This is a genomic window from Rossellomorea sp. KS-H15a, from assembly GCF_024195245.1.
GTDB lineage: Bacteria > Bacillota > Bacilli > Bacillales > Bacillaceae_B > Rossellomorea > Rossellomorea vietnamensis.
In genome coordinates this window covers 919,098-940,571 of sequence record NZ_CP096886.1, presented here as the reverse complement: position 1 = coordinate 940,571, position 21,474 = coordinate 919,098, and the positions used below count along the sequence as shown (strand labels likewise).

The following is a 21,474-nucleotide window of genomic DNA, read 5'->3' as shown; positions in this document are numbered from 1 at the left end:
CAGACGTGCTCCCTATCATGAATTGAAAAAGAGACCGCGACAATTTCGAGGTCTCTTCTTAATATATGCAGTTATTCAACTCTGATAAAGCATTTTCTTTATCAACCCATAACAGTAAAGGTCCGTCCCTCTATCTCATCCGCCGGGCACTGGCGTTCAGGCGCGCATTTCGGATGACCTGATTGATGACTTCCGAAAATATGAGCCCGATGGCAATGGAACCGGAGATCATAAAAGCTTTGGCTGCCAGATTGATGGCGGCATTGTAATCATTTTGAACGAAATTTCTCATGGCATCGTACGCAAGCCCCCCGGGTACGAGGGGGATGATCCCGGCAACAGAGAAAATGATGACCGGGGTTTTGTACATTTTCGCAAACACCTGACTCACCACCGCCACGACAAAGGAGGCAAGTAACGTAGCAAGAACGGTGTCTGCTTCATTTAAACTCATCAGTATGTAAATGATCCAGCCAAGCATCCCGACAATTCCGCATTTAAAAAGGGACTGCTTTGGAGCATTGAAGATAATCCCGAATGCAGCGGCGGAAATGAAGCTGGTCACTAATTGCTCGATGATGTGCATTCCCTTTTCACCCCAATCTCACTTTACGTTAATGTAAATACGACAGCAATGCCCGTCCCAATGGCAAATGCCGTTAAAAAAGCTTCCGCGCCCTTTGAGAGACCTGAAACGAGATGACCCGCCATCAAGTCCCGGACCGCATTGGTGATCAGGAGACCGGGAACAAGGGGCATCACGGATCCAATGATGATCTTATCCAATTCCTGCCCGATACCAAGCTGTACAAACCCATATGACACCATGCCGATGATGAAGGATGCAAGAAATTCCGCGAAGAACTTTATCGGGACGAGGCGGTGTAAATAAATCAGGCTCGTAAACCCGACGCCTCCCGTGATCAGAGCTGGAATGAAGTCCTTCCACATCCCCTGGAACATGATGAGAAAACAACCACTTGCAATCGAAGCCGCTGCCACTTGAATCAGGAAGGAATAAGATAGATCGGACTGATCCAGCTTCTCAAGGGCATTGTATGCTTCTTCAAGTGTCAGATGCCCTTTACTGATCTGCCTTGAGATACTGTTCACGAGGGTCACTTTCTCAAGATCCGTAGACCTCTCATTAATTCGGATGAGCTTCGTTTTGGTCGGTTCCGACGTTTCAATCGAGAAGATGATCCCAGTGGGGGTCACATAGCTATGCGATTCCGATATCCCATAAGAAGCGGCGATGCGCATCATCGTGTCCTCGACGCGATACGTCTCCGCCCCACTTTGCAGCATGATTTTCCCCGCCAGCAGGCTGACCTCCATAATGTCATATCTTCTTATCATTTTTGCTTCCATACGATCTCTCCACACGTACTATTTTTTGAATAGGTCTAGTTTATAGGAAAGCAGTGGTGTAAGCAATGAGGAACGGGGTGATTTTCCGTAGATTTGATCTTGAGGGATGAAAGGAAGGCAGGTTCAAGCATCATTTACTTTCCTCCCTCTCTTGGAAGGCTTTTCGTTCCGATGGGTCGTTTGTTGGCAGGGAACCCCTTTTTATCTTTCTTTTATACATCATGTACGCACCCGTCACCACCACAAACCCCACGAGGACCACCATTTGATAGTCTTCAATCACTTCAAGGATCGCTTCTTTCTCCCCGTCATATAACTTCCCGATCGTCAAGAACAGAAAAGTGGATGGTGCTATACCGAGCATGGTAAGGAGGGAATATGCCTTCACATCCATTCTGACCATCCCCGCAAGAAATGGGATGACATTCCCTAAGTGAAGGGGGCTTGCAATCGCCACGCTCCAAACACCGTATCGATTGAATTTTTTCTGGGCTGTGCGGAGTTTCTCAAGCTTCTGGGGCTTAAGCCTTCCTTCTATGTTATCTCCCAGTTTTAAACTGATATAGTAAGGAATATAGCTTCCCACTGTGTATAGGAGACTTCCTGCTAAAGATATGAACACGATTTGCATCCACGTTAGGTGGAGGATGAATCCCATCGTTACGATAAAGAACGTTCCAATAAAAGGAAAGGCACTCCCTTCAATGAATAGAGAAAACAGTACACCCCATATCCCCCACTCTTCTGCTGAATTTATTATCCATTCCGTCATGTGAATCACTCCTGTACGCTTGTATCTTCAGTATAGAAGAGACCCTCTGACGCCAACAGAATCCGTGGAGGTAATTTACGCTAAGTCTTGAGATGTATTGACAGAACGAAAGACCGGCCCTGAGACTGGCCGGTCTTTCGTTTCTTTAGGATGCCTTTCGGCTGATTTCCTGTGGATGCGACTGCACTTTGATCAATCTTGGTGCGATATTGGCGATGATCACCATCACAACGGAGCATAATACTGCCGATCCCAACATCGTGATCCCGTTTACTATAAGAGAAAATAGCAATGGAGACATCTCATCCGGTGCATACTCGGCAAAAAACACGAATCCGGCAATGAAATGCCAGAAATAACGGGCAAGGCTTCCTGCGAATGTTGCCATCACTACCCAGAAGACTGCTTTGGACCGGTGACCGCCTCCCAGTGCACCCTGAATTTTCCCGGCGAACCCCCCGGCAAAACCGATAAAAGCAAAAGCGATGAAATACTCAATCACCATTTGGACCGGGGTCGCAATCCAGGCATCCCCAAGGGCAATCTGCAGGATCCCCCATAAAAAGCCCCCTATCAGTCCGGCTCTCAAGCCTCTTCGATAAGATAATAGAAAGATCGGAACCATGGCAATCGATATCGAGATACTCGGTGATAGCTTAATAGAAGGCAACAGATCAAGGATGATCGCAAAAGCCGCCATCAATGACGCTTCAAGCAATACGACAAGTCGCGTGTTTTTCATAAAAAAATCCTCCTTATGAACTGAAACGAAACCATAAGGAGGGAGAATGAACAATCGAAATAAGCACAATGCTGCCTATTTTCCACATCCCTACGCTAGTCCTAACTAACAGGTTCAGAGGGTCAGAACAGATTGTTCACTCTCAGCTTTCGCTCCCCTTGTGGTACCGTTTATAAAGTTGTTAAGGTTTATTATACATGAAGAAACATATTTGAAAAGCATGATAGGAACTTTTTCTTAAGGTGTCTCTCTCAGAGGATCATGAAGGATGATGACGGGCATTGACTTAGGGGTGACCATGAATCCATATACTTTACCATCCTTGTCCTTATACGCTACAGAATAATCTCCGAACTGGGGTGAGAATTCGACGTTTTGGTATTCAAGATCAAGGTCCTGGTATTTCAGGCTCACATACAGGTTGGTGGCGATCCTTGCTGTCAGATGTTGTACAGTGGAAATCCGGTTGGCTACTATTATGAGGATGATTGCGAAACAGAGTAACATGACTTTCTTTGTCCTGGACAATCTGATCATTCATCAAGCCCCCTTTCATTTCTCATAACTACTATACTCGTATACTCACTATTATATACCTATTCACTGAACCATGACAAAAGAGCTACTCTAATGGGATGTGTCTAAATACCCATTTTTAGCAGCTCTTTTTAAAGTTTATATAGAATCCAAATACAACCTACCATTTATAATACCCACAGATATTTATCCTACTAATCAACTGTTTAACCCCTCCAGGCCAGACCAACAAACGTTTTCGCGTACTAATCAAACGTTTGTTTAGTTGTCTAACATCTCAGTAAGACGGGAAATTTGGCTGTGGAGTTCGTCGATTGGAACGAAGCGTGCTTTTCTGAACATCTCCTTACCGTCTACAAATACGATGATGACAGGCACGGTGAAGATGGAAAATTCCCCTGCTATTTCCGGAATTTCTTCTGCATCGGCATGGATGGATCTCACAGATTTGAAATCCTTCAACATCTCTTCCACCTGGGGCAGGAGTGCGTGAAATACAGAACAACCTGGCCTTGATATGTATAGTAGTACCAGCTTCTCAGCTTCGAGCTTTTCACGAAGTGCTTTTAGTGAATGGACTTCTTCCATTTTACGGCCTCCTTTCTCCTATTTTTGTATTGTTTGGGTAAATGATTCCCTTGTTCCGCCCTGATAAACATACACCTTTCCGTTGGAAGGTCTCCTGAACGACGGCCCGGTAAATCCCCGCTTTCGTAATTCTTTCCTCATAAATATCATGATTCCGCCATGACCTACGATGAGCACATCCTTCCCTTCATGGACGACCCTATCGACCACCACACGGATCCTCTCTTCGATTTCCCGCTTGCTTTCAGGCTGGGAACGATGATTGAACCACCAGGCGAGCCTGATGGATGCCATATGAAGAAAGAGCGGCAGCTTTATGTCAGACCGGAAGATGGGAGATAATCTAATTTCCCTCAGTTCCTTGAGAAAGGTGATTTCTCCTTCATAAACCGCTTCAGCCGTTATTTGTGCCCTAGATAAGTCACTGGAGTAGCAGCCTTTCCAATCAATATCTTTAAGATCAACTTCATTGCCTTCTACGTCCGAGGCATCATACTCTTCCACCCACTTCATCAGCTCATCACTCGTTACATATGAAGCCGGGTAGCCCCTCGTTACTTTAAAGTGCCTTATGAGACCAATCTTCATACACATCCCCTCCCCCACCCATTATACTAGTTTATGGAAGAGAAAAGGCATGCGCTTGGGACGCATGCCTTCTTTTTGATCAGCCCAGGGAAACGTCCAGAATCATCATCACGACGAAACCGAGCATCAGTCCCAATGTAGCCAAGTCCGTACTCCCTGAAGATTGTGACTCAGGAATCAGTTCTTCGACGACGACGAATATCATCGCTCCTGCCGCGAAAGCAAGGGCATAAGGCAGGAGGGGCTGCACCATCAAGACTGCAGCAGTACCGATCACAGCGGCTATCGGCTCTACGATGGCTGACAGCTGACCGTAATGGAAGGATTTCAAACGGGACATCCCCTCTCCCCTTAGCGGGATGGAAAGAGCAGCCCCTTCAGGCATATTCTGGATCCCGATTCCAATGGCAAGGCCAATGGCCCCCACTAACGTTGCATCCCCGAGGCCAAGTGAGGCAGCACCGAAGGCAACCCCGATGGCAAGACCTTCCGGAATATTATGGAGGGTGATCGCAAGGAATAATAAGGTCGATTTCTTGAATTTAGTTGGAGGTCCTTCCGCATCTTCCGATTCATTGCCTAAATGTAAATGCGGTACGACAAAATCTAAAAGTCTAATGAACACACCACCAAGTAAAAAACCGATGGCAGGTGCAAGCCATGGGATTTGACCGTTTTGCTCACTGAATTCAATTGAAGGCGCAAGCAGTGACCAGAACGATGCTGCTATCATGACTCCTGCGGCAAACCCGAGCATCATGTTCAACGTATGCTTTTCAATTTTCGTAAAGAAAAACACCGTGGCTGCTCCAAGGGCCGTCAGCCCCCATGTCACCAGACCGCCGAACAGTGCCTGCATCGTGGGATTAAATCCACTTAACCAGTCTATGAACATACGAACCACTCTCCTCCGATCAAACATTTTGAATACTACCATCTTGCATCAAGGAAACTTTCTTTGTCAAAGGAAATGTCATACTACCTATTTACCAGAGCCCATCATTTTTCTATGTATATGTCATTCGCTTCAAATGGTGTATGTATCGTTTATACTTTCCCTCCTTACCTAAGGGCTATACAAAAAACGCCCCTGCCTTGAAGACAGGAACGTGCTTCCTATTCGTCCCTTATGGCTGTTTTCCATAAAATAAGGTTCAGGACGAATAGAAGGATGAGATAGCCCGGGATACCGAATGGAATCTGCAGGGCCAGGTAATGGAGGCCGAAGAACACCCCTACAATGAGATAGAACGGCAGCACCTTCCAGCTGTCACTTTGTTGGACACCTTCGAAACTTTCTGAAAATGGCAGTGTCCCCCCCATTAAGCTCAGACAGATGACGGTGAATATACAGGCACTGACAAAGACGATGATGATTTCAGGGATCACGCGGTACCCAAACAGAATGATGAAGACAATGCTTATGCTGGCATAAAGCGGAAGGAATAGTTTCATAAGGAATGCCTTCAATGTCCCTTTGTAAATGGCCGCCCTGCCTGAGACAGGCGCTACTTTATATATCCAGGATCCCTTGTATTTACCTGAATAGCTTAGCATCATCACGACTGTCGGTATAACGATGAAACTTGAATAGATCGATAGGTACATGCTTGAAGTCAGGAGGTCTTCCCTTGTCCCATCCATCAATCCATTGAAGATGAAAATGAACGGCATGATGATGGCAAACCCAAGGGCGGGATACACCTTCAACTTAAATTCCCTTTCATTTTTCATCATATAATGGGCGAACCGGTAAAATGCCCGCTCTTCGTTCGACTTGGACAATACCTTCATAAGACCATCCCCCAACCGGAAACGGGCTTTCTTCTTCTTACCGCCATGGGAGGATAACTTCTGAAGATTCTTTTCAAATGTCGGCAATGCTTTCACATAAACGATAAGAGCCAGGAATGGAACCAGCACAGCCGTACATGAAAGAATCAGGATCATGGTCTCGTGATTACCGTTCAGGAACCATTCAAACGGAGCCCCGAACCAAATGGGAGGCAGAAAGATATTCCACCAATCCGGTGTAAAAGAAACCGTCAAATCCACAAATTCAAAGGAACGCGCCACAACCTGATATCCCACTGCAAGTCCGATGGATAATCCAATCTGCACATAGTTGATGATATCCTTCAGTTTTTCCCCATCAAAATATTGGAGGATGAAATAATAGAGCATGGCCGTAAACACAACGATGAAGATATTCATCAGGATGATCCCTGCCAGGAAAATAATAAAGAAGGAAAGACCCTGATTGATCAACCCTACGACCAGTGGAATGGCGGTCAAGGAGCCTGTCAGGAAAAACAGATAAATAAACACGTGAAGCGTTTTAGCCAGGCTGATGGTTTTCCTTTCAACAGGCTTGGTAAACAGAATCGTATGATCCCGGATGTCCAGTATGACAACTGAGAAATCTGAAATCATCGACGTCATGACGATGAAAATGAGCACGGTAAAGGTGATGCTCATCTGAAAAATATATTGATCTCCCATCACAATGAAAGGTATGACGAATAATCCAAACAGCGCATACACCCAGAGGGATTTAATGAAACGATTTTCATCCTTTCCATTCTTCCTTCCTTGCTGTTGGAATATCGTAGGCACACGTCTTTGATCCATTGTCAGCTTGACTTGAAGGATTCTTCTTAACAACCGGTAATCGAATCCAAGCCTCCTAATCAATCCTTGAAACCAATCCAGAAACAAAAGGGTACGAAATTCCTTCATCCCTACACCCCTCGCACAACAGAAACGATTTCCGCTGCCGTTTCTTTATACTCATTGAATCCGGTTAATTGGTTGAAGATTTCTTCCAGGGATCCTTCCATATTCTGATTCTTCAATTCTTCAAAACTTCCATCCGCCACGATTTGCCCGTTATGCAGGAGAACGATCCGGTTGCTGATCTTCTCCACCACATCCATGATGTGAGAGGAGTAGAAGATAGTTTTCCCTTCAGCAGCAAGCTGGGCGAGGAGCTCTTTAAAAATCATGACCGAGTTGGCATCGAGTCCATTGATGGGCTCATCCAAAAATAAAACATCGGGATTATGTAATAAACTCGAGATGATCAGAATCTTCTGCTTCATCCCTTTTGAATAAGAGGCGATCCTTGACTCATACACTTCCGAAAGTCCAAACAACCGGATGAGCCTCTCCGCTTTCTCCCCCGCCTTTTTTTGTTCCATTCCATATAGTTCCCCCATGAATGTGAGGTACTCTTCTGCTGTCAGGTTATCATAAAGATCCGCCATCTCAGGCACATAGCCGATCCGTTTCTTATATTCTATGGAACTACCGGATATATCTTCACCGAAGAGCGTCACCTGCCCCGAGTATCCTTCTTCAAGGCCGAGGATGATCTTGACCGTCGTACTTTTCCCGGCACCATTCGGACCGATATACCCGATGATCTGTCCCTCATACACATCCAGCCGGACACCCTTCAACACTTCCTTACTGCCAAAATTCTTCTTCAAATCCCTAATCGACAAAACCGGTTCACGTCCGTCCATAACAATCCCCTTTTTTCTTTAGATATGCCTATATGCTAACATAAATTCCATTTTATGGTCAGGCAAATACGGAATATCCGGAAACTTGATCCTTTTAAAAATATTTCATTTCCCCCCTTCCCAAACTGGCAGAACTTGTTATATACTTTAACTGTATTAAGACACGTAGTACACTACATACAGTCGGGAGGGTGGATATGTTTGAGCTTGATTTAAGAAGTCGTAAACCCATCTATGAACAATTAGTCGAAAAACTAAAAGAATTAATCATTAATGAAGTGCTGAAGCCGGATGAACAATTGCCTTCCGTTCGTGCCCTGGCACAGCAACTGACCATAAATCCAAACACAATCCAAAAAGCCTACAGGGAACTCGAATCTCAACGATTCATTTATTCTGTGAAAGGACGGGGTAGCTTTGTCAATCCTTCAAGTCACATTCAAAACGCGGAGAAAATCATGAAAGTAAAAGAAGAGTTGTCTAAACTTTTGTCTGAGGCCCTTTACTTAGGGATCACAACGGAAGACTTAAAGCAGATGATTGCAGAAATCGAGGCAACGGTTGGGGGTAATCAAACTGATGATCGAGATTAAATCCATAAACAAAGCCTTTGAAGGCACAGAAATCATTCATGACATCTCTTTCTCTGTTCAAAAAGGTTCGATCTATGGCCTGCTCGGATCGAACGGTGCAGGAAAGACCACATTACTGAAAACCATTGCAGGAGTATTGAAGCCTGATAGTGGAGAGGTGTCCGTTAACACCCAGCCTGTCTATGAAAATATCCCGACGAAAGAGACGTTGTTCTTCATCCCTGATCAACCGTTTTTCTTTGCTCATTACTCATTGACTCAAATGGCTCGTTTCTATCAGAACACTTATAGCCGTTGGGAAGAGGATCGCTTTCAATCATTGAGTAAATTATTCGGGATTGATCCTCATAAAAACCTTCATAAATTCTCTAAAGGTGTGCAGCGGCAGGCGGCTTTCATCCTGGCCCTGGCCACTCAACCCGACGTCCTGATCCTGGATGAACCGATGGACGGCCTTGATCCCGTTGTCAGGAAAAAAGCCAAAAGCGTCCTGATTTCAGAAGTGGCCAACCGGGACATGACCATTATCATCTCTTCTCATAATCTCCGGGAAGTGGAGGATATTTGTGATCATATCGGCATTTTGCATGAAGGGGAATTTTTGCTGGAGAAGGAACTCGATGATTTAAAGTCCGGCATTCACAAAGTACAGCTGGCATTCAAAGGGGATATCCCCGGGCAGCTCTTTAGTGATCTTGAAATCCTGCACAACGAAACGAGGGGAAGCGTGTCCCTCTGTATCGTCCGCGGTGAGGAGCAACGGGTGAGGAGCTTGATTCAGTCCTACCATCCGGTCATTTTCGACTTATTGCCCCTGACACTTGAAGAAATTTTCGTTTATGAAATGGAGGACGTCGGATATGCCATCCAAAACATCATGGATCAATAAAGAAATCATCGTTCACAGCCTGAGGAATGTTGGATGGGTCGGCATCGTCTACTTTATCGGACTTCTCTTTTCTCTACCTGTCGACATCATCGGACAATTATCAAGGGATCCTCAATCGTACCCGGTTGCGATTTATGAAAATTTGTTTAAAATGCAATACCCGATCCAAATAGGTTTATTGCTAGTCATCCCGGTCATTCTATCTTTGTTCCTATTTCGTTATCTGCATGTGAAACAGGCTGGGGACTTCATGCACAGCCTACCCATCACCCGCAGAAAATTGTTTTTCCATTTTACCGGGACGGGGTTTGGGATCCTCATCCTGCCGGTTGTATTGAATACCGTAATTGTCCTTTCCCTTTATTCATTCACGGATCTTCAACAATATGTAGGGGTTCAGGATATTTTTGCCTGGTGCGGCATTACGATACTCATGAGTGTGCTCCTGTTCACAGCCTCTACCTTCGTTGCCATGATAACGGGACTGACTGCCGTGCAGGGTGCACTGACTTACATCCTGCTCCTATTGCCTGCAGGAATGTTTATGCTTGTTTGCTACAGTTTGAAAAATCTATTATTCGGATTTCCCGAGGACTATTTCTTTAATGTACAAATCGAGAAATACTCCCCGCTCATCAAAACGGTCTACCTTGAGAACAATCTCCTGTCCGGTACAGATGTCTTGTTATTCATCTTGATCACTCTCGTATTCTATGGTTTCTCATATGTGTTATACAAAATGAGAAAAGTGGAGGCTGCCTCCCAGGCGATTGTCTATCCTTTCTTGAGACCGTTGTTTAAATACGGTATCTCCTTCTGCTTCATGCTGGTCGGCGGGGTGTACTTCGAAGGCATTTATCAGTCTGATGGCTGGACCTTATTCGGATATTTCTTCGGTTCACTCATCGGGTACTACATCGGTGAAATGATTTTGCAGAAACATTGGAGAGTATTCCGTCAATGGAAGGGTTTCGCAGGATTCGCCATCGTCATTGCCTCTCTCGGGTTCATCATTCAGTTCGACCTGTTTCACTATGAACAGAAAGTGCCCGAATTAGCAGATGTAGAGAAAGTTCATGTCAGTCAGAGCTATTACTCCCTGACGGACAACCCTGAGAATCTGATTAAAGATCATTTTATGACAGATCCGAAAGCGATTGAAGCCGTCCTGGATCTTCATGAAGCGATTGTGGATCATCAGCGTGATAAGAATGAAGCACCTGAGAAAAACGAGCAGATCTTTCTCTATTACAAGATGAAAGACGGCAGTAAAATCGTACGGAATTACCTGATCAATATTGAAGATGTGAAATCTCAGTATGCATCTCTTTATGAAAGCAAAAATTACAAAGAGAAAACTCAACAGCTTTTCGGTGTGGACTCAGATAAAGTCGACAAACTCACCATTTATAACGAGATGGGGAATAAACCTGCCATCACCGTAGCAGACCCCGCTGATATCAAGGAAGCCATCGATATCCTGAAAGAAGAAACGTACGATGATCCCTTTGAGGATCGTGACAAAATCAATCTTTATAATGTTGAATTCCTCATGTCCAAAGACAATTGGGCAAATACCGGCGTTAAAAAGAACGATAAGAAGTTTATTGCATGGCTCGAGGATAAAGGATACTTAAAAGACCTTGAAATGACGGCATCTGATATCGAGTGGATGTATGTGACGCAGCCACTTGATTACACCGATCCTTTCTCTCAACCGGTGGAAGATGCGGTCCTCCAGTTAAAGAAAGAAAATAAGGGAATCGAAGTGAAAGATGCGGAACAGATCGAATCCATCATGAATGATCTTGTATACGATCATATGACCAGTTCGTACACCGTCATCATCAAATATAAAAACCACGGATCCATCCAAACTTTCGGGTTACAAAAGGAAGATGCCCCTTCCTTTATCAAAAGAGAACTGAACGATTGAATAAAGAAAGTTGAGGTGACCCTATGGACACACTAAATACATCATCATCTCCTCTGACGATAGAGGAGGTGTATGAACAATATCACAAGCTGATTTATCACATCGCTTACAACATAACAAAGGACGTTCATTTATCACAGGATGTCAGCCAGGAAACCTTCCTGAAAGCTTATATCAAAATGGATACCCTTGAAGACCCGGCAAAAATCAAATCATGGCTCACCACGATTGCAAAATGTACAGCCATCGACATCATCCGTCAACGATCCAGGCGCAATGAAACCTGCATAGAAGAGCACGAAGAATTCCATTCCATAGAGGAGCACCGCTCCCTGGAAGATGAAATCGATGCCCTCTTCCTTAAAAGCAGCATCCAGGATCATATCACGTCCCTTCCACTCACTCAGCAGGAAGTCATGGCACTGAAAGTCACGGAAGACTTGAGTGACAGTGAAATCGCCACAAAGCTGAACCTGCCCCCTTCTACGGTGAAAACCCGTTTTCACCGGGCAAGGAAGCAATTGTATACAATCGTTCAAACGAAAATATCGGCATAAGAAAAGGAGCCTTGGTGAGAAGGCTCCTTTTTAGTTAATGATAATAAGATGTATATAAATTATTGGTTTTTAGGAATTCTAACCCAAATGATTGACAGCCCTTCCAATAGGTTTCAAAATAGAAGAATAAGTCATTCTCAAAGGGAGAGTTTATGGACACTCATTCGTCTCATTTATATGAATACTTAACCCACCACGCCATAGATTTCACAGAAGACTGGCTGAGATTTCAGAATATTAAAACCGGATCTCACTATTCTCCGGATTCTCCGCCTGAGGTTCTGAATAAAGTCAAAGAACAAAATTCCAATTATGTAAAGGTCATTGCAAGATGCCTATTACTTTCAGAAGAGGAATCAAAAGAATTGATCTCTAACTGGACGAAGGAAACGGCCACCGATCGAAGCAAATCCAGTACGACCCTTGATGAAGTCGTGCGAAACTCAGGTATTTTCAGAAGGGTGTATTGGACGTATGTCGAAAGATTCGTCGAAGAACACGCTGAACTACACATCCAATTGAAAGAGGTCTTTGAGTGGGAGCGCAAGATTAACTTCGCCCTGGATTATGTGCTGGAAACGTTCACTTCGACATTCCTTGGGATCTTAATGAATAGGCTTCAGGCTCAGTCCACATTGATCCAGGAATTAAGTACACCTGTCATTTCTTTAACCTCTGAAGTTGGGCTGCTTCCGATCATTGGGGATATTGATACAACCCGTGCCCGAATGATCATGGACTCGACCCTTCAGCAAAGTGCTGATGCCCATCTGTCCATGCTGATCATCGACTTGTCCGGAGTCGTGTTGGTGGACACCATGGTGGCACAGCAGATCTTCCGCCTCATTGATGCCTTGAACCTGCTGGGAGTCAAATCCGTCATCACGGGTATCCGGCCTGAAGTCGCCCAGACAGCAATCCATCTCGGACTTGATTTCTCCACCATCCATACTGAAAATTCCCTGGAACGGATCATCGCCGAAGTCATCCAGGAAAACAGCAGCTTTTTGCACATGTAAGTAGCGAACGAAAGAAAAGACTGATCCAATCCAATGTGTGGCCGATGGATTGAATCAGTCTTTTTATTTTATGAAAAATGATGGGAAGCGTTGTAACTGGCCTTCACCATGTATTCATGCTGAAGAAGTTTCACTTCAAACAGGGTGATCGGATCGAAATATCGTTCCGGATTTGCTTTCATTTTCTTCAGTGCTTGCTGATCGGATGCAATCTCCGCTTCCGTATCCTTGATCGTCACCTCCAGTTGCTTGAACGGCTCCGCAAAGAATGAATGAACATCTTGCTGCAGGGATTTCTCGAACAGGTCAAACTGAAGGAAGAACTTCTGGACAACGGATGCCGTAATATCCTGATAGTCTTCATTCTCCAGATAACGCTTGTACTGGTTGTATAATAATGACTTATTCTGCGGAAGGACCCCAAGCAGCTTTCCTGCGCTTTTCAGAAGGAACTGGGCCGGTTTAAACCGTAACAGTATATTCTCTTTGTCAATCTGTGCCCTCGTTCCCATTCTGCTGACGTCCCTGCGCCAATCATCAACCACTTGGAAATCGCATTGTAAAACGACTTTATCCTTCCCAAATAGTCCGTTGAACGTTTCACTCATTTCATTCAAGTAGTCCTGACTGTCCTGCAGTTCCTGTTTTGAAAAGGCAAGCCATTCCTCCAGGGACGTGACGTAACGAGGCATGAGATCGTCCTGGATGTACTCCTGGATCCTTGTGTTCATCGCATCATTTAATTCCGTGTGGATTTGTTTGAAATCACTTTCTTCGCTGATCAATTCCGAGCAGCCGCTGAGTATCGCAGGAATTTTCTCAGAGATTTCCTTCTTCATGGCTTCCTTCTTTTGATGGAAGGAATCCTTGATGATAGAAACCTTATCGCTTTGCATGTCTCCCAAGTAGTTCTCGAATCCGTTTAGACGGGTGAGGATGTCCTCATTTTTTTCAATCGTTTCCTTTAAATCAATTTCATGATTCTTACGCTTCGAGTATAGATCCCTTAACGTTTTTCTCACTAAATAAAATAATTTGCTTCCACGCTCTCCCTTAAGGGCACCGCTTTTCACCTGATAATGCTCCCTGAGGAACGTCTCCACATCTTTACGCTGAAGATGAACGGCTTCAAGGGACGAGTAAGGCAGCACCTCCGCATCCGGGAACCATTCACGGGCTTTGTTCCGTGCAGATTCAATGATTTCTTCCGTTCTCTCGGTGTGGGATACTTTATCCATCTTATTTAATAAGAAATGTACGTTCACAGGCTGTCCGATTTCCGCTAATTTCCGTAGGGTCTGACGGTCTTCTGCATTAAACGGGGCATCGGCATTCAGGACATACAATAACCCATCGGCTGCAGGATAAAAGGCAGTCAGATCGTCAAGCTTCCTCTTACCCGTTTGAACATCGATGAGGGCCGTTCCATTTTTCTTAAGGAACTCTGATGGAAGCTTATACTCGACAAAGGCTTCACGCTGCATCAACTCTTCGAAGTCTGCGATGCTTTCCACTTGATGAACACCTTGATCATGGATTTCCTTCACTTCCACCTGCTGATCATGATAGCTGTAGATGATCGTTGATTCTTCAGCTTCTCCGACACTTTCACCCAGGACGGATTGAACGAAGGAAGACTTCCCGCTCGATGCACTTCCCGCAATCAATAGATGATGTTCACTCAGATTCATCAACTGCTCTGCGATCCACTGGGTTTTGTATCCGACAGGTGCTTCATTCCGTTCCGACCATTGAATGATTTTATTCAAGAACAGAATGATGTCTTCAAACCGGGCCTGATAAGCATTTTCCTCCAGGAGGATCATCTCCGCTTCTTCCGTCACCATTGGTTCGATGCTGTAGGAAAAGACATCGTTCCAAGCCAAAACGGCTGCTGCCGGAAATAGCGGCTCTTGATCCCTGCTCACCTTCAACCAATTCGTCAACATACTTGGCATGAAGCCTTCAAGGTCTTTCACAAGGTAATCACCTTCAAGAAAGCCGATATATGCCTCTTGAAAGTGAGAAAGAATGTCCTGCCAAGAATCGTTCGGAAGGATCTCCACATATTCAAAGATTGTATTCACCGTCAGCATCCATTCGATATGGGCAGCGGAGTGACCTCTGTAGCTCGCCCAGAGACTGGATACGAGATCCTTGAATTGTTTACGGTCTTTTTCATACACTGCGATCAATAGATCATAGAAATAATCCGGAGCAAATGACCTTGTGTACCCTTGATCACCATACTCTCTCAAAATCATGAACCATGCAGGTTCCCTCGTCCGGATGGATTCCTTCACCGCCAGTTCCACCGCTTTATTCCAGTCCCCCTGCTCCTCATAAAAAGACCTTGCGAGTTCAGTGACGTTCGGATAATCCGGTTCGATCGATAATGCTTTTTCGATCGTGTGATAGGCCGATTGAATCTTGTTCCTCTCAATGTACAGGGAGAATAGCTGCAGGGACACCTCCATGGTCAGTATCGTACTATCGGTTTGGATGGCTGTGTACACATCCTCGGCTGATGACAGCATCCCGAGCTCATAGTAAGAATCCGCAATGTTCTTCTTAGCCCAAGGCTCCAGTTCGTTCAGGATGCTTTCCCATTTGAAGATGGCTGCTTCATAGTCCCTGCTGTGAAAGTAAACCTCCCCTTGGGCATAGCGGATGTACGTTAAATCATACGGTTCGTTTTGCTGTTCTTCGACAAATGCTCCTCCAAGTACTTCTATTGGATGACGGTTCGTGTCCTGATCTACTAAAAAAGTTCGATAAAATGACTTCTCCATCAGTAATTTTTCTTCTGTCATAATGTCCTCCGTTATATGTGGGCCTCCTTCGCCGGAAGCCTCACAGACTTGTCTATTTCTCTCATTCTAACAGAATTTCATGGGGATAAAATTTCATTTCCTTTTCATTTTCCGATTGATACTTTCTGCCGTGATTCAATGGAATTACTTCTATTACAGAAGAAAGGACTATCCATTACGAAAGGCTTTGCTCCCCCTCCAAAATAGATAGTCCTTTATACTTACCACTATTATTCTCCCATCAAACTATGCGGAAGTCTGATGGACAAGCTTTTTTTGTTTCCTGCCTTCAAAAATCGCCACTACGAGGGCAATGAGTAAAAACAGACTGGAAATTTGGAATAGTACACCCGTCTCGACATACTGAGCCAGCACGCCGAATACTAAGCCGCTCAACCCGATACCCAGATCGATGGAAGAGAAAAACATGCCGTTCGCTACTCCACGTCTATGATCCGGCGTCATGGACAATGTCCAGGATTGAAGGGTCGGGATGAGTGAACCGAATCCAACTCCGAAAAGAAGACCGGCTACGACGATCAGTAAATCGGAATGGGCGAAAGACAGTGCCCACATACCGATAAACGTAACGACGATACAGAATAGCACAAGCCCCTTTGGTCCCCGTTCATCAAACCACTTCCCTGCTATCGGTCTGGATAGGGACGCCATGATCGCGTTACATAAATAGAAAAGGAAGATATGCTGTATTCCGCGTTCTTCCCCGAAGATAACGATGAATGTTACGATCGATCCGTATCCAAATGTCACCATGATGGTAATGAAAGCCGGGAACCAGCTGGATTTTTCGACTAATGAACCAAGATAGGAAAACTTCAAATCTTTTTTCTTCGTTTCTTTGACCACTTTAGGCGTCTGATAATGAACGATTCCCAATAAGAAGATCGCGATGACACCAAGTACACTTGATGTGATGATCAGATTCGTGAAGGTCGTCACCTGGAATAAATAGATTCCGAGACTCGGGGCGATGATCATCCCGATCGTAATCGACAAGCCGTAATACCCCATCCCTTCTCCCAATCGGGATTTAGGCACCACATCGACGGCTGCCGTTCCGTTGACAGTTGTGGACCAGCCCCAAGCGAGCCCGTGCACAAAGCGGAATAATAAAAAGATGAAGACCACACTCGACAATGGATAAATCACCGTAATCGCGAGTAACGAGATCACCCCTATCAAGACAAGAGGCTTCCTGTCCCTGTATTCCAGCATAAACCCAATAAACGGCCGGCTCAACACAGCCCCGATCGAAAACAGCGTCGTCACCAATCCAATCTCAAGCCCTGAAGCCCCGATCGATTTAATATAAGGAGGAAGCGTCGGAATCAACATCTGAAACGACATAAACACAAACAAATTCCCCACCATCAACATAATAAAAGACCTCGTCCATAAAGGATCCTTCACCTTCATAAACAAACCTCCCTTCCCATCTATCAAACCCCACCAGCAGATGGGGATATTATTTCGGATTACTAAATAATAGCACATAAAACACAATTGCGATACGAATTAAAACAACGGAAATGTGTAAGTTTTTAACAGAATGCAAATAGTAACATTGAGAATAGATTCATTATTATATAGAAAATAATTCTACACTCTTTTTTGGCTTATTCCGGGTAGGGAAGGACAACCGAAAGAGCAAATGAATTTGCTCCTTTCGGTTGTCCTTCCCTACCCGGCCTTTCAGCGCACGCTGAAAGGCGAGTGAAACGGACGTTTCACTCGAATAAGCCAAAAAAAGCATGAACACTTACTTAGGTTCAAAGTCATAATCCATTCAATTATTCAGCTAATTCCCATACTTTTATTGAAAACACAAAGAATTATACTATAATAACAACATGGCCAAACTTTCTGAATTATCTTATTTGCGCGGCCACTCATACATATTTACTTTTTGCTCCTTATAAATATACAACCATGAATGGAGGTCATTCTTTGAAGTATACGTTACGCCCATTAGGCGACCACGCCGTCGTCATCCAATTAGGCAGCTCGATCCAACAAGAAACGCACGACCTGGTGAAAGCGGTAACAAATCTAATCGAAACCCAATCATTCGACTGGCTGGTAGAATATATCCCGGCCTTCACAACCGTCACACTCTATTACGACCCGATCAAACTCATTGATTCTCACAAACCCTTTCAAAACACACTTCCATACACGGTCGTCTGTTCTGAAATTGAAAACATGCTTTCAACCCTGAAAACCGGAGAAAAAGGAGAAGCAAGAATCATCGATATCCCCGTTTGCTACGGCGGAGAATTCGGGCCTGACCTTGAAGAAGTCGCCAACCATCATCAGTTATCCACTGAGGAAGTCATCACCAAACACATGAACGGGGACTATCTCGTATACATGATCGGCTTCGCACCAGGATTCCCTTATATCGGCGGCATGTCTCCGGAAATCGCGACACCGAGAAGAAAATCCCCACGTCTGAAAATACCGGCAGGCTCAGTTGGAATAGCAGGGGAACAAACAGGGGTATACCCCATCGAAACACCCGGTGGATGGCAACTGATCGGCCGTACACCCCTAAAACTGTTCCAGCCTGATAAAAACGACTCACCGAGCCTGCTGAAAGCCGGGGACCGGATACGCTTCACACCGATTTCACTTGAAGAATATAGAGCATTGGAGGAGGAACAATGATTACTATAGTCAAACCGGGCCTCCTGACAACCATTCAGGATTTAGGAAGGTACGGCTATCAAAAGTACGGCGTCATCGTGAGTGGGAGCATGGATCCCCTCGCCCACAAAATTGCGAACCTTCTCGTCGGCAACGAAGTGGACGAAGCAACCCTGGAAATCACCCTGATTGGACCTGTCCTTGAATTTAAGGAAACTTCCCTGATCTCGATCTGCGGGGGAGATTTAACTCCGACGATTGACGGGAAACCAGTTCCATTAAGGAGATCCCTCTTGATCAAAGCCGGAAGCATCCTTAGGTTTGGGGCATGCACGAATGGATGCCGCAGTTATCTTGCCGTTGCGGGTGGTTTTCGTGTCGAAAAAGTCATGAACAGCAGGTCCACATATGTAAGGGCGGGAATCGGAGGACTGGAAGGTCGTCCCCTTCAGGCGGGCGATACATTGGAATCAGGACCGATCAACAAAGAATCAGCCAATATGATCGACTATTTACTTCCCTATGTCGAGAAGAGTGACTTCACGGAAATAGACTGGTCGATATCATCCGAATTCATTTCATCCTATCACCAGAAGAAAGTCATTCGGGTCATCCCTGGAACGGAGTACGATTTATTTTCCGAAGAGAGCCGCGAACAGTTTTTCAATCAGCCATTTAAAGTATCTTCCCAATCAGACAGGATGGGATACCGTCTTGAAGGTCCGTCCCTCTATCTTGATGAGGAATTCGATATGGTATCGGAAGCAGTGGTGTTTGGAACGATTCAAGTTCCGTCAAATGGTCAGCCAATCATTCTGCTCGCTGACCGGCAAACGACGGGAGGCTATCCGAGGATAGGATACATTGCATCCGTTGATCTTCCCCTCATTGCTCAAACGAAGCCGGGGGAATCCATTACATTCACCATGATCTCCCATGAAAAGGCGCAGGAGCTATACATAGATCGTGAGCGCCAATTAAACCATTTGAAGCAAGGAATCGCCTTGAAATTTAACTCTTAGTTCACAACAAAGGAGAGAACCCCTTGAAGAAAAAATCAAATTTCAGCCTATTACTGGGAGCAGCATTCCTGATGGCGACCTCCGCCATCGGACCGGGCTTCCTGACTCAAACAACCGTCTTTACTGAAAAGCTGGCCGCAAGCTTTGGTTTCGTCATATTAATTTCCATCCTAATCGATATTGGCGCCCAGCTGAATATTTGGCGCATCATTGCCATTTCTGAAAAAAGGGCTCAGGATATCGCAAATGATGTCCTTCCTGGATTAGGGTATTTCCTTGCCATCCTCATCGTGGCAGGAGGCCTTGCCTTTAACATCGGGAATATCGCCGGAGCCGGACTCGGTACGAATGTCCTATTCGGGATTTCACCTGAAATGGGCGCATTGTTCAGCGGAATCGTCGCAGTCGGGATCTTCCTGGTAAAGGAAGCGGGCAGATTGATGGACAAATTCGCTCAAATCCTGGGATTATTGATGATCATCCTTACGGTATATGTCATGTTTACTGCCAATCCACCTGTCGGCGAAGCCGTAACGAAAACATTCGCTCCCGACACCATCGATTTTCTCGCGATCATCACCCTGGTCGGCGGGACCGTCGGTGGATACATCACCTTTGCCGGGGGGCATCGATTATTAGAGGCTGGGATAACAGGGAAAAAAGCCCTTCCTGAAATCACAAAAAGCTCCGTATCAGCCATCGGGATCGCGTCCATCATGCGAATCTTTCTATTCCTCGCCGCGTTAGGGATTGTTGCTCAAGGGTTTGCATTAGACCCAAAGAACCCACCTGCGTCCGTATTCCAGCTGGCTGCCGGTGATATCGGGTACAAGATGTTCGGAATCGTCATGTGGTCTGCCGCTGTTTCATCCGTTGTCGGGGCAGCCTATACATCGGTATCCTTCATCCGTACATTCAGCCCGCTCCTTGAGAAATATCATAAGTGGCTGATCGTCGGTTTCATTACGATCTCAACACTTGTTTTCGTGATTGTCGGTAAACCGGTTGCCATCTTGATCCTGGTCGGATCCCTCAATGGATTGATCCTGCCGATCGCCCTCGGTGTCATGCTGATTGCCGCCCATAAAACAAAAATCGTCGGTGACTACAAGCACCCGATCTGGATGACCGTATTCGGTGTGCTGATTGTCGTAGCCATGTCTTATATGGGTGTCTACTCGCTGATCCAAGGCATCCCTCAATTGTTTAGTTAAACAAAAATGGAAAGACCTCGGGTCCCTTTGAGGAGATCGAGGTCTTTTTTTGTCAGCTGATTTTTTGTACCCGGTACAATCCCATTGAATTGTACCGGGTACACCACTTTGGTACTTCCTCTTTCAAGACATAGAAAAAAGAGACCGCACCGGCCTCTTATTTCTCAATAATATTCTTCACCCGGCCAACCTGTCCATCTGCTAATCGGACTTTGATGCCGTGTGGGTGATTGGGGGAATTCGTTAGTATATCTTTCACGATCCCCCGAGTCAGTTTGTCTGTGCGCTGGTCTTTTTTCAGGACGATGTCCACTTCAAGACCCGGTTTTATATTGGAACGCTGTTGTCCGTTCATTGTATTCTCCATTCCTTAAAAAAATTTTTGGATTCGTCCAGGACTAGTCTTCATCCTTCACATCAATATCTTCAGGGATCGGTTCACTTAGATATTCTGCGAGCTGTCGCTTCATTTTCTCCATTTGCTCAAGATGCTGATTGAATTGATCCCGGTATAGTAAATACTGTTCTCCATCATGGACTGCCCGAATCTTCCTTTGCTGCACGAGGCTTTCAATATACGATTCGGGGAGGGACAGATATTCGGCTGTTTCTTTAATGGTGAGATACATGGTGATCATC

At 45.2% G+C, this 21,474-nt stretch carries 22 protein-coding genes and 1 riboswitch; of the genes, 8 read left to right on the top strand and 14 right to left on the bottom strand.

Annotation, left to right across the window (positions count from 1 at the left end):
- Window positions 1–130: 130 nt before the first annotated feature.
- From M1J35_RS04750 to M1J35_RS04705, 10 genes are all read right to left on the bottom strand, one after another.
- Window positions 131–586, bottom strand: coding sequence for a threonine/serine exporter family protein (locus tag M1J35_RS04750; RefSeq protein ID WP_034760918.1), 456 nt, complete (start codon window positions 584–586; stop codon window positions 131–133).
- Window positions 587–609: 23 nt separating this feature from the next.
- Window positions 610–1,371 (bottom strand): threonine/serine exporter family protein, encoded by a 762-nt coding sequence (locus M1J35_RS04745; protein WP_034760917.1) that lies wholly within the window; start codon window positions 1,369–1,371, stop codon window positions 610–612.
- 130 nt (window positions 1,372–1,501) lie between these two features.
- Window positions 1,502–2,143 carry a DedA family protein gene (locus tag M1J35_RS04740; protein ID WP_254652870.1) on the bottom strand — a complete coding sequence of 214 codons (642 nt, stop codon included), beginning with the start codon at window positions 2,141–2,143 and terminating at the stop codon, window positions 1,502–1,504.
- A gap of 145 nt (window positions 2,144–2,288) precedes the next feature.
- Window positions 2,289–2,885 carry an energy-coupled thiamine transporter ThiT gene (gene thiT / locus M1J35_RS04735; RefSeq protein ID WP_254652869.1) on the bottom strand — a complete coding sequence of 199 codons (597 nt, stop codon included), beginning with the start codon at window positions 2,883–2,885 and terminating at the stop codon, window positions 2,289–2,291.
- Between the two features lie 70 nt (window positions 2,886–2,955).
- A riboswitch (TPP riboswitch) is annotated at window positions 2,956–3,054 on the bottom strand.
- A 68-nt stretch (window positions 3,055–3,122) separates the two neighbouring features.
- On the bottom strand, window positions 3,123–3,422 hold the full coding sequence (locus M1J35_RS04730; protein WP_034760911.1) for a hypothetical protein: 300 nt from the start codon (window positions 3,420–3,422) through the stop codon (window positions 3,123–3,125).
- Between the two features lie 261 nt (window positions 3,423–3,683).
- Window positions 3,684–4,010: a thioredoxin family protein gene (locus M1J35_RS04725; RefSeq protein WP_254652868.1), complete on the bottom strand. Its 327-nt coding sequence runs from the start codon at window positions 4,008–4,010 to the stop codon at window positions 3,684–3,686.
- An 18-nt stretch (window positions 4,011–4,028) separates the two neighbouring features.
- A complete protein-coding gene (locus M1J35_RS04720) occupies window positions 4,029–4,598 on the bottom strand; it encodes a histidine phosphatase family protein (protein WP_254652867.1) in 570 nt (189 codons plus the stop codon).
- 79 nt (window positions 4,599–4,677) lie between these two features.
- On the bottom strand, window positions 4,678–5,493 hold the full coding sequence (locus M1J35_RS04715; protein ID WP_254652866.1) for a ZIP family metal transporter: 816 nt from the start codon (window positions 5,491–5,493) through the stop codon (window positions 4,678–4,680).
- Between the two features lie 221 nt (window positions 5,494–5,714).
- Window positions 5,715–7,337, bottom strand: a complete 1,623-nt coding sequence (locus M1J35_RS04710; RefSeq protein WP_254652865.1) for a hypothetical protein — start codon at window positions 7,335–7,337, stop codon at window positions 5,715–5,717.
- 2 nt (window positions 7,338–7,339) lie between these two features.
- Complete coding sequence (locus M1J35_RS04705) at window positions 7,340–8,125, bottom strand: ABC transporter ATP-binding protein (RefSeq protein WP_254652864.1); 786 nt, start codon at window positions 8,123–8,125, stop codon at window positions 7,340–7,342.
- Between the two features lie 197 nt (window positions 8,126–8,322).
- Here M1J35_RS04705 and M1J35_RS04700 point away from each other — a divergent pair, with 197 nt between their 5' ends.
- The 5 genes from M1J35_RS04700 (at window position 8,323) to M1J35_RS04680 (ending at window position 13,119) form a co-directional block, all read left to right on the top strand.
- Window positions 8,323–8,718, top strand: a complete 396-nt coding sequence (locus M1J35_RS04700; protein WP_159361106.1) for a GntR family transcriptional regulator — start codon at window positions 8,323–8,325, stop codon at window positions 8,716–8,718.
- Window positions 8,705–9,607, top strand: a complete 903-nt coding sequence (locus M1J35_RS04695; protein WP_254652863.1) for an ABC transporter ATP-binding protein — start codon at window positions 8,705–8,707, stop codon at window positions 9,605–9,607. Before M1J35_RS04700 ends, M1J35_RS04695 begins: the two co-directional genes overlap by 14 nt.
- On the top strand, window positions 9,579–11,543 hold the full coding sequence (locus tag M1J35_RS04690) for a DUF6449 domain-containing protein (protein WP_254652862.1): 1,965 nt from the start codon (window positions 9,579–9,581) through the stop codon (window positions 11,541–11,543). The genes M1J35_RS04695 and M1J35_RS04690 overlap by 29 nt, the downstream gene beginning before the upstream one ends.
- A 23-nt stretch (window positions 11,544–11,566) precedes the next feature.
- A complete protein-coding gene (locus tag M1J35_RS04685; RefSeq protein ID WP_254652861.1) occupies window positions 11,567–12,100 on the top strand; it encodes an RNA polymerase sigma factor in 534 nt (177 codons plus the stop codon).
- 152 nt (window positions 12,101–12,252) lie between these two features.
- Window positions 12,253–13,119, top strand: coding sequence for an STAS domain-containing protein (locus tag M1J35_RS04680; RefSeq protein ID WP_254652860.1), 867 nt, complete (start codon window positions 12,253–12,255; stop codon window positions 13,117–13,119).
- A 68-nt stretch (window positions 13,120–13,187) separates the two neighbouring features.
- On the opposite strand, the gene M1J35_RS04675 is transcribed toward M1J35_RS04680, so the two are convergent.
- Window positions 13,188–15,932 (bottom strand): GTP-binding protein, encoded by a 2,745-nt coding sequence (locus M1J35_RS04675; RefSeq protein WP_254652859.1) that lies wholly within the window; start codon window positions 15,930–15,932, stop codon window positions 13,188–13,190.
- A 246-nt stretch (window positions 15,933–16,178) separates the two neighbouring features.
- Complete coding sequence (locus M1J35_RS04670) at window positions 16,179–17,369, bottom strand: MFS transporter (RefSeq protein WP_254652858.1); 1,191 nt, start codon at window positions 17,367–17,369, stop codon at window positions 16,179–16,181.
- A gap of 531 nt (window positions 17,370–17,900) precedes the next feature.
- On the opposite strand from M1J35_RS04670, the gene pxpB reads away from it, so the two are divergent.
- From pxpB to M1J35_RS04655, 3 genes are all read left to right on the top strand, one after another.
- Window positions 17,901–18,620, top strand: coding sequence for a 5-oxoprolinase subunit PxpB (gene pxpB / locus M1J35_RS04665; RefSeq protein ID WP_305882330.1), 720 nt, complete (start codon window positions 17,901–17,903; stop codon window positions 18,618–18,620).
- Window positions 18,617–19,621 (top strand): 5-oxoprolinase subunit C family protein, encoded by a 1,005-nt coding sequence (locus M1J35_RS04660; protein ID WP_254652856.1) that lies wholly within the window; start codon window positions 18,617–18,619, stop codon window positions 19,619–19,621. Before pxpB ends, M1J35_RS04660 begins: the two co-directional genes overlap by 4 nt.
- Before the next feature lie 71 nt (window positions 19,622–19,692).
- Window positions 19,693–20,835: an NRAMP family divalent metal transporter gene (locus M1J35_RS04655; protein WP_371928737.1), complete on the top strand. Its 1,143-nt coding sequence runs from the start codon at window positions 19,693–19,695 to the stop codon at window positions 20,833–20,835.
- Between the two features lie 157 nt (window positions 20,836–20,992).
- Here the strand turns inward: M1J35_RS04655 and M1J35_RS04650 are convergent, their stop codons facing one another.
- Both M1J35_RS04650 and M1J35_RS04645 read right to left on the bottom strand, forming a co-directional pair.
- Window positions 20,993–21,190: a YwbE family protein gene (locus tag M1J35_RS04650; RefSeq protein WP_254652855.1), complete on the bottom strand. Its 198-nt coding sequence runs from the start codon at window positions 21,188–21,190 to the stop codon at window positions 20,993–20,995.
- Between the two features lie 43 nt (window positions 21,191–21,233).
- Window positions 21,234–21,464, bottom strand: a complete 231-nt coding sequence (locus M1J35_RS04645; RefSeq protein WP_034760887.1) for an excisionase family DNA-binding protein — start codon at window positions 21,462–21,464, stop codon at window positions 21,234–21,236.
- Between the last annotated feature and the right edge of the window lie 10 nt (window positions 21,465–21,474).

Coding starts and splice junctions, on each gene's coding strand:
- M1J35_RS04670 (WP_254652858.1), bottom strand. CDS start 17,369: ATGAAGGTGAAGGATCCTTTATGGACGAGGTCTTTTATTATGTTGATG.
- M1J35_RS04740 (WP_254652870.1), bottom strand. CDS start 2,143: ATGACGGAATGGATAATAAATTCAGCAGAAGAGTGGGGGATATGGGGT.
- M1J35_RS04680 (WP_254652860.1), top strand. CDS start 12,253: ATGGACACTCATTCGTCTCATTTATATGAATACTTAACCCACCACGCC.
- M1J35_RS04700 (WP_159361106.1), top strand. CDS start 8,323: ATGTTTGAGCTTGATTTAAGAAGTCGTAAACCCATCTATGAACAATTA.
- M1J35_RS04690 (WP_254652862.1), top strand. CDS start 9,579: ATGCCATCCAAAACATCATGGATCAATAAAGAAATCATCGTTCACAGC.
- M1J35_RS04710 (WP_254652865.1), bottom strand. CDS start 7,337: ATGAAGGAATTTCGTACCCTTTTGTTTCTGGATTGGTTTCAAGGATTG.
- M1J35_RS04730 (WP_034760911.1), bottom strand. CDS start 3,422: ATGATCAGATTGTCCAGGACAAAGAAAGTCATGTTACTCTGTTTCGCA.
- M1J35_RS04675 (WP_254652859.1), bottom strand. CDS start 15,932: ATGACAGAAGAAAAATTACTGATGGAGAAGTCATTTTATCGAACTTTT.
- M1J35_RS04685 (WP_254652861.1), top strand. CDS start 11,567: ATGGACACACTAAATACATCATCATCTCCTCTGACGATAGAGGAGGTG.
- thiT (WP_254652869.1), bottom strand. CDS start 2,885: ATGAAAAACACGCGACTTGTCGTATTGCTTGAAGCGTCATTGATGGCG.
- M1J35_RS04715 (WP_254652866.1), bottom strand. CDS start 5,493: ATGTTCATAGACTGGTTAAGTGGATTTAATCCCACGATGCAGGCACTG.
- M1J35_RS04660 (WP_254652856.1), top strand. CDS start 18,617: ATGATTACTATAGTCAAACCGGGCCTCCTGACAACCATTCAGGATTTA.
- M1J35_RS04745 (WP_034760917.1), bottom strand. CDS start 1,371: ATGGAAGCAAAAATGATAAGAAGATATGACATTATGGAGGTCAGCCTG.
- M1J35_RS04650 (WP_254652855.1), bottom strand. CDS start 21,190: ATGAACGGACAACAGCGTTCCAATATAAAACCGGGTCTTGAAGTGGAC.
- M1J35_RS04645 (WP_034760887.1), bottom strand. CDS start 21,464: ATGTATCTCACCATTAAAGAAACAGCCGAATATCTGTCCCTCCCCGAA.
- M1J35_RS04720 (WP_254652867.1), bottom strand. CDS start 4,598: ATGAAGATTGGTCTCATAAGGCACTTTAAAGTAACGAGGGGCTACCCG.
- M1J35_RS04705 (WP_254652864.1), bottom strand. CDS start 8,125: ATGGACGGACGTGAACCGGTTTTGTCGATTAGGGATTTGAAGAAGAAT.
- M1J35_RS04725 (WP_254652868.1), bottom strand. CDS start 4,010: ATGGAAGAAGTCCATTCACTAAAAGCACTTCGTGAAAAGCTCGAAGCT.
- M1J35_RS04695 (WP_254652863.1), top strand. CDS start 8,705: ATGATCGAGATTAAATCCATAAACAAAGCCTTTGAAGGCACAGAAATC.
- M1J35_RS04750 (WP_034760918.1), bottom strand. CDS start 586: ATGCACATCATCGAGCAATTAGTGACCAGCTTCATTTCCGCCGCTGCA.
- M1J35_RS04655 (WP_371928737.1), top strand. CDS start 19,693: ATGGCGACCTCCGCCATCGGACCGGGCTTCCTGACTCAAACAACCGTC.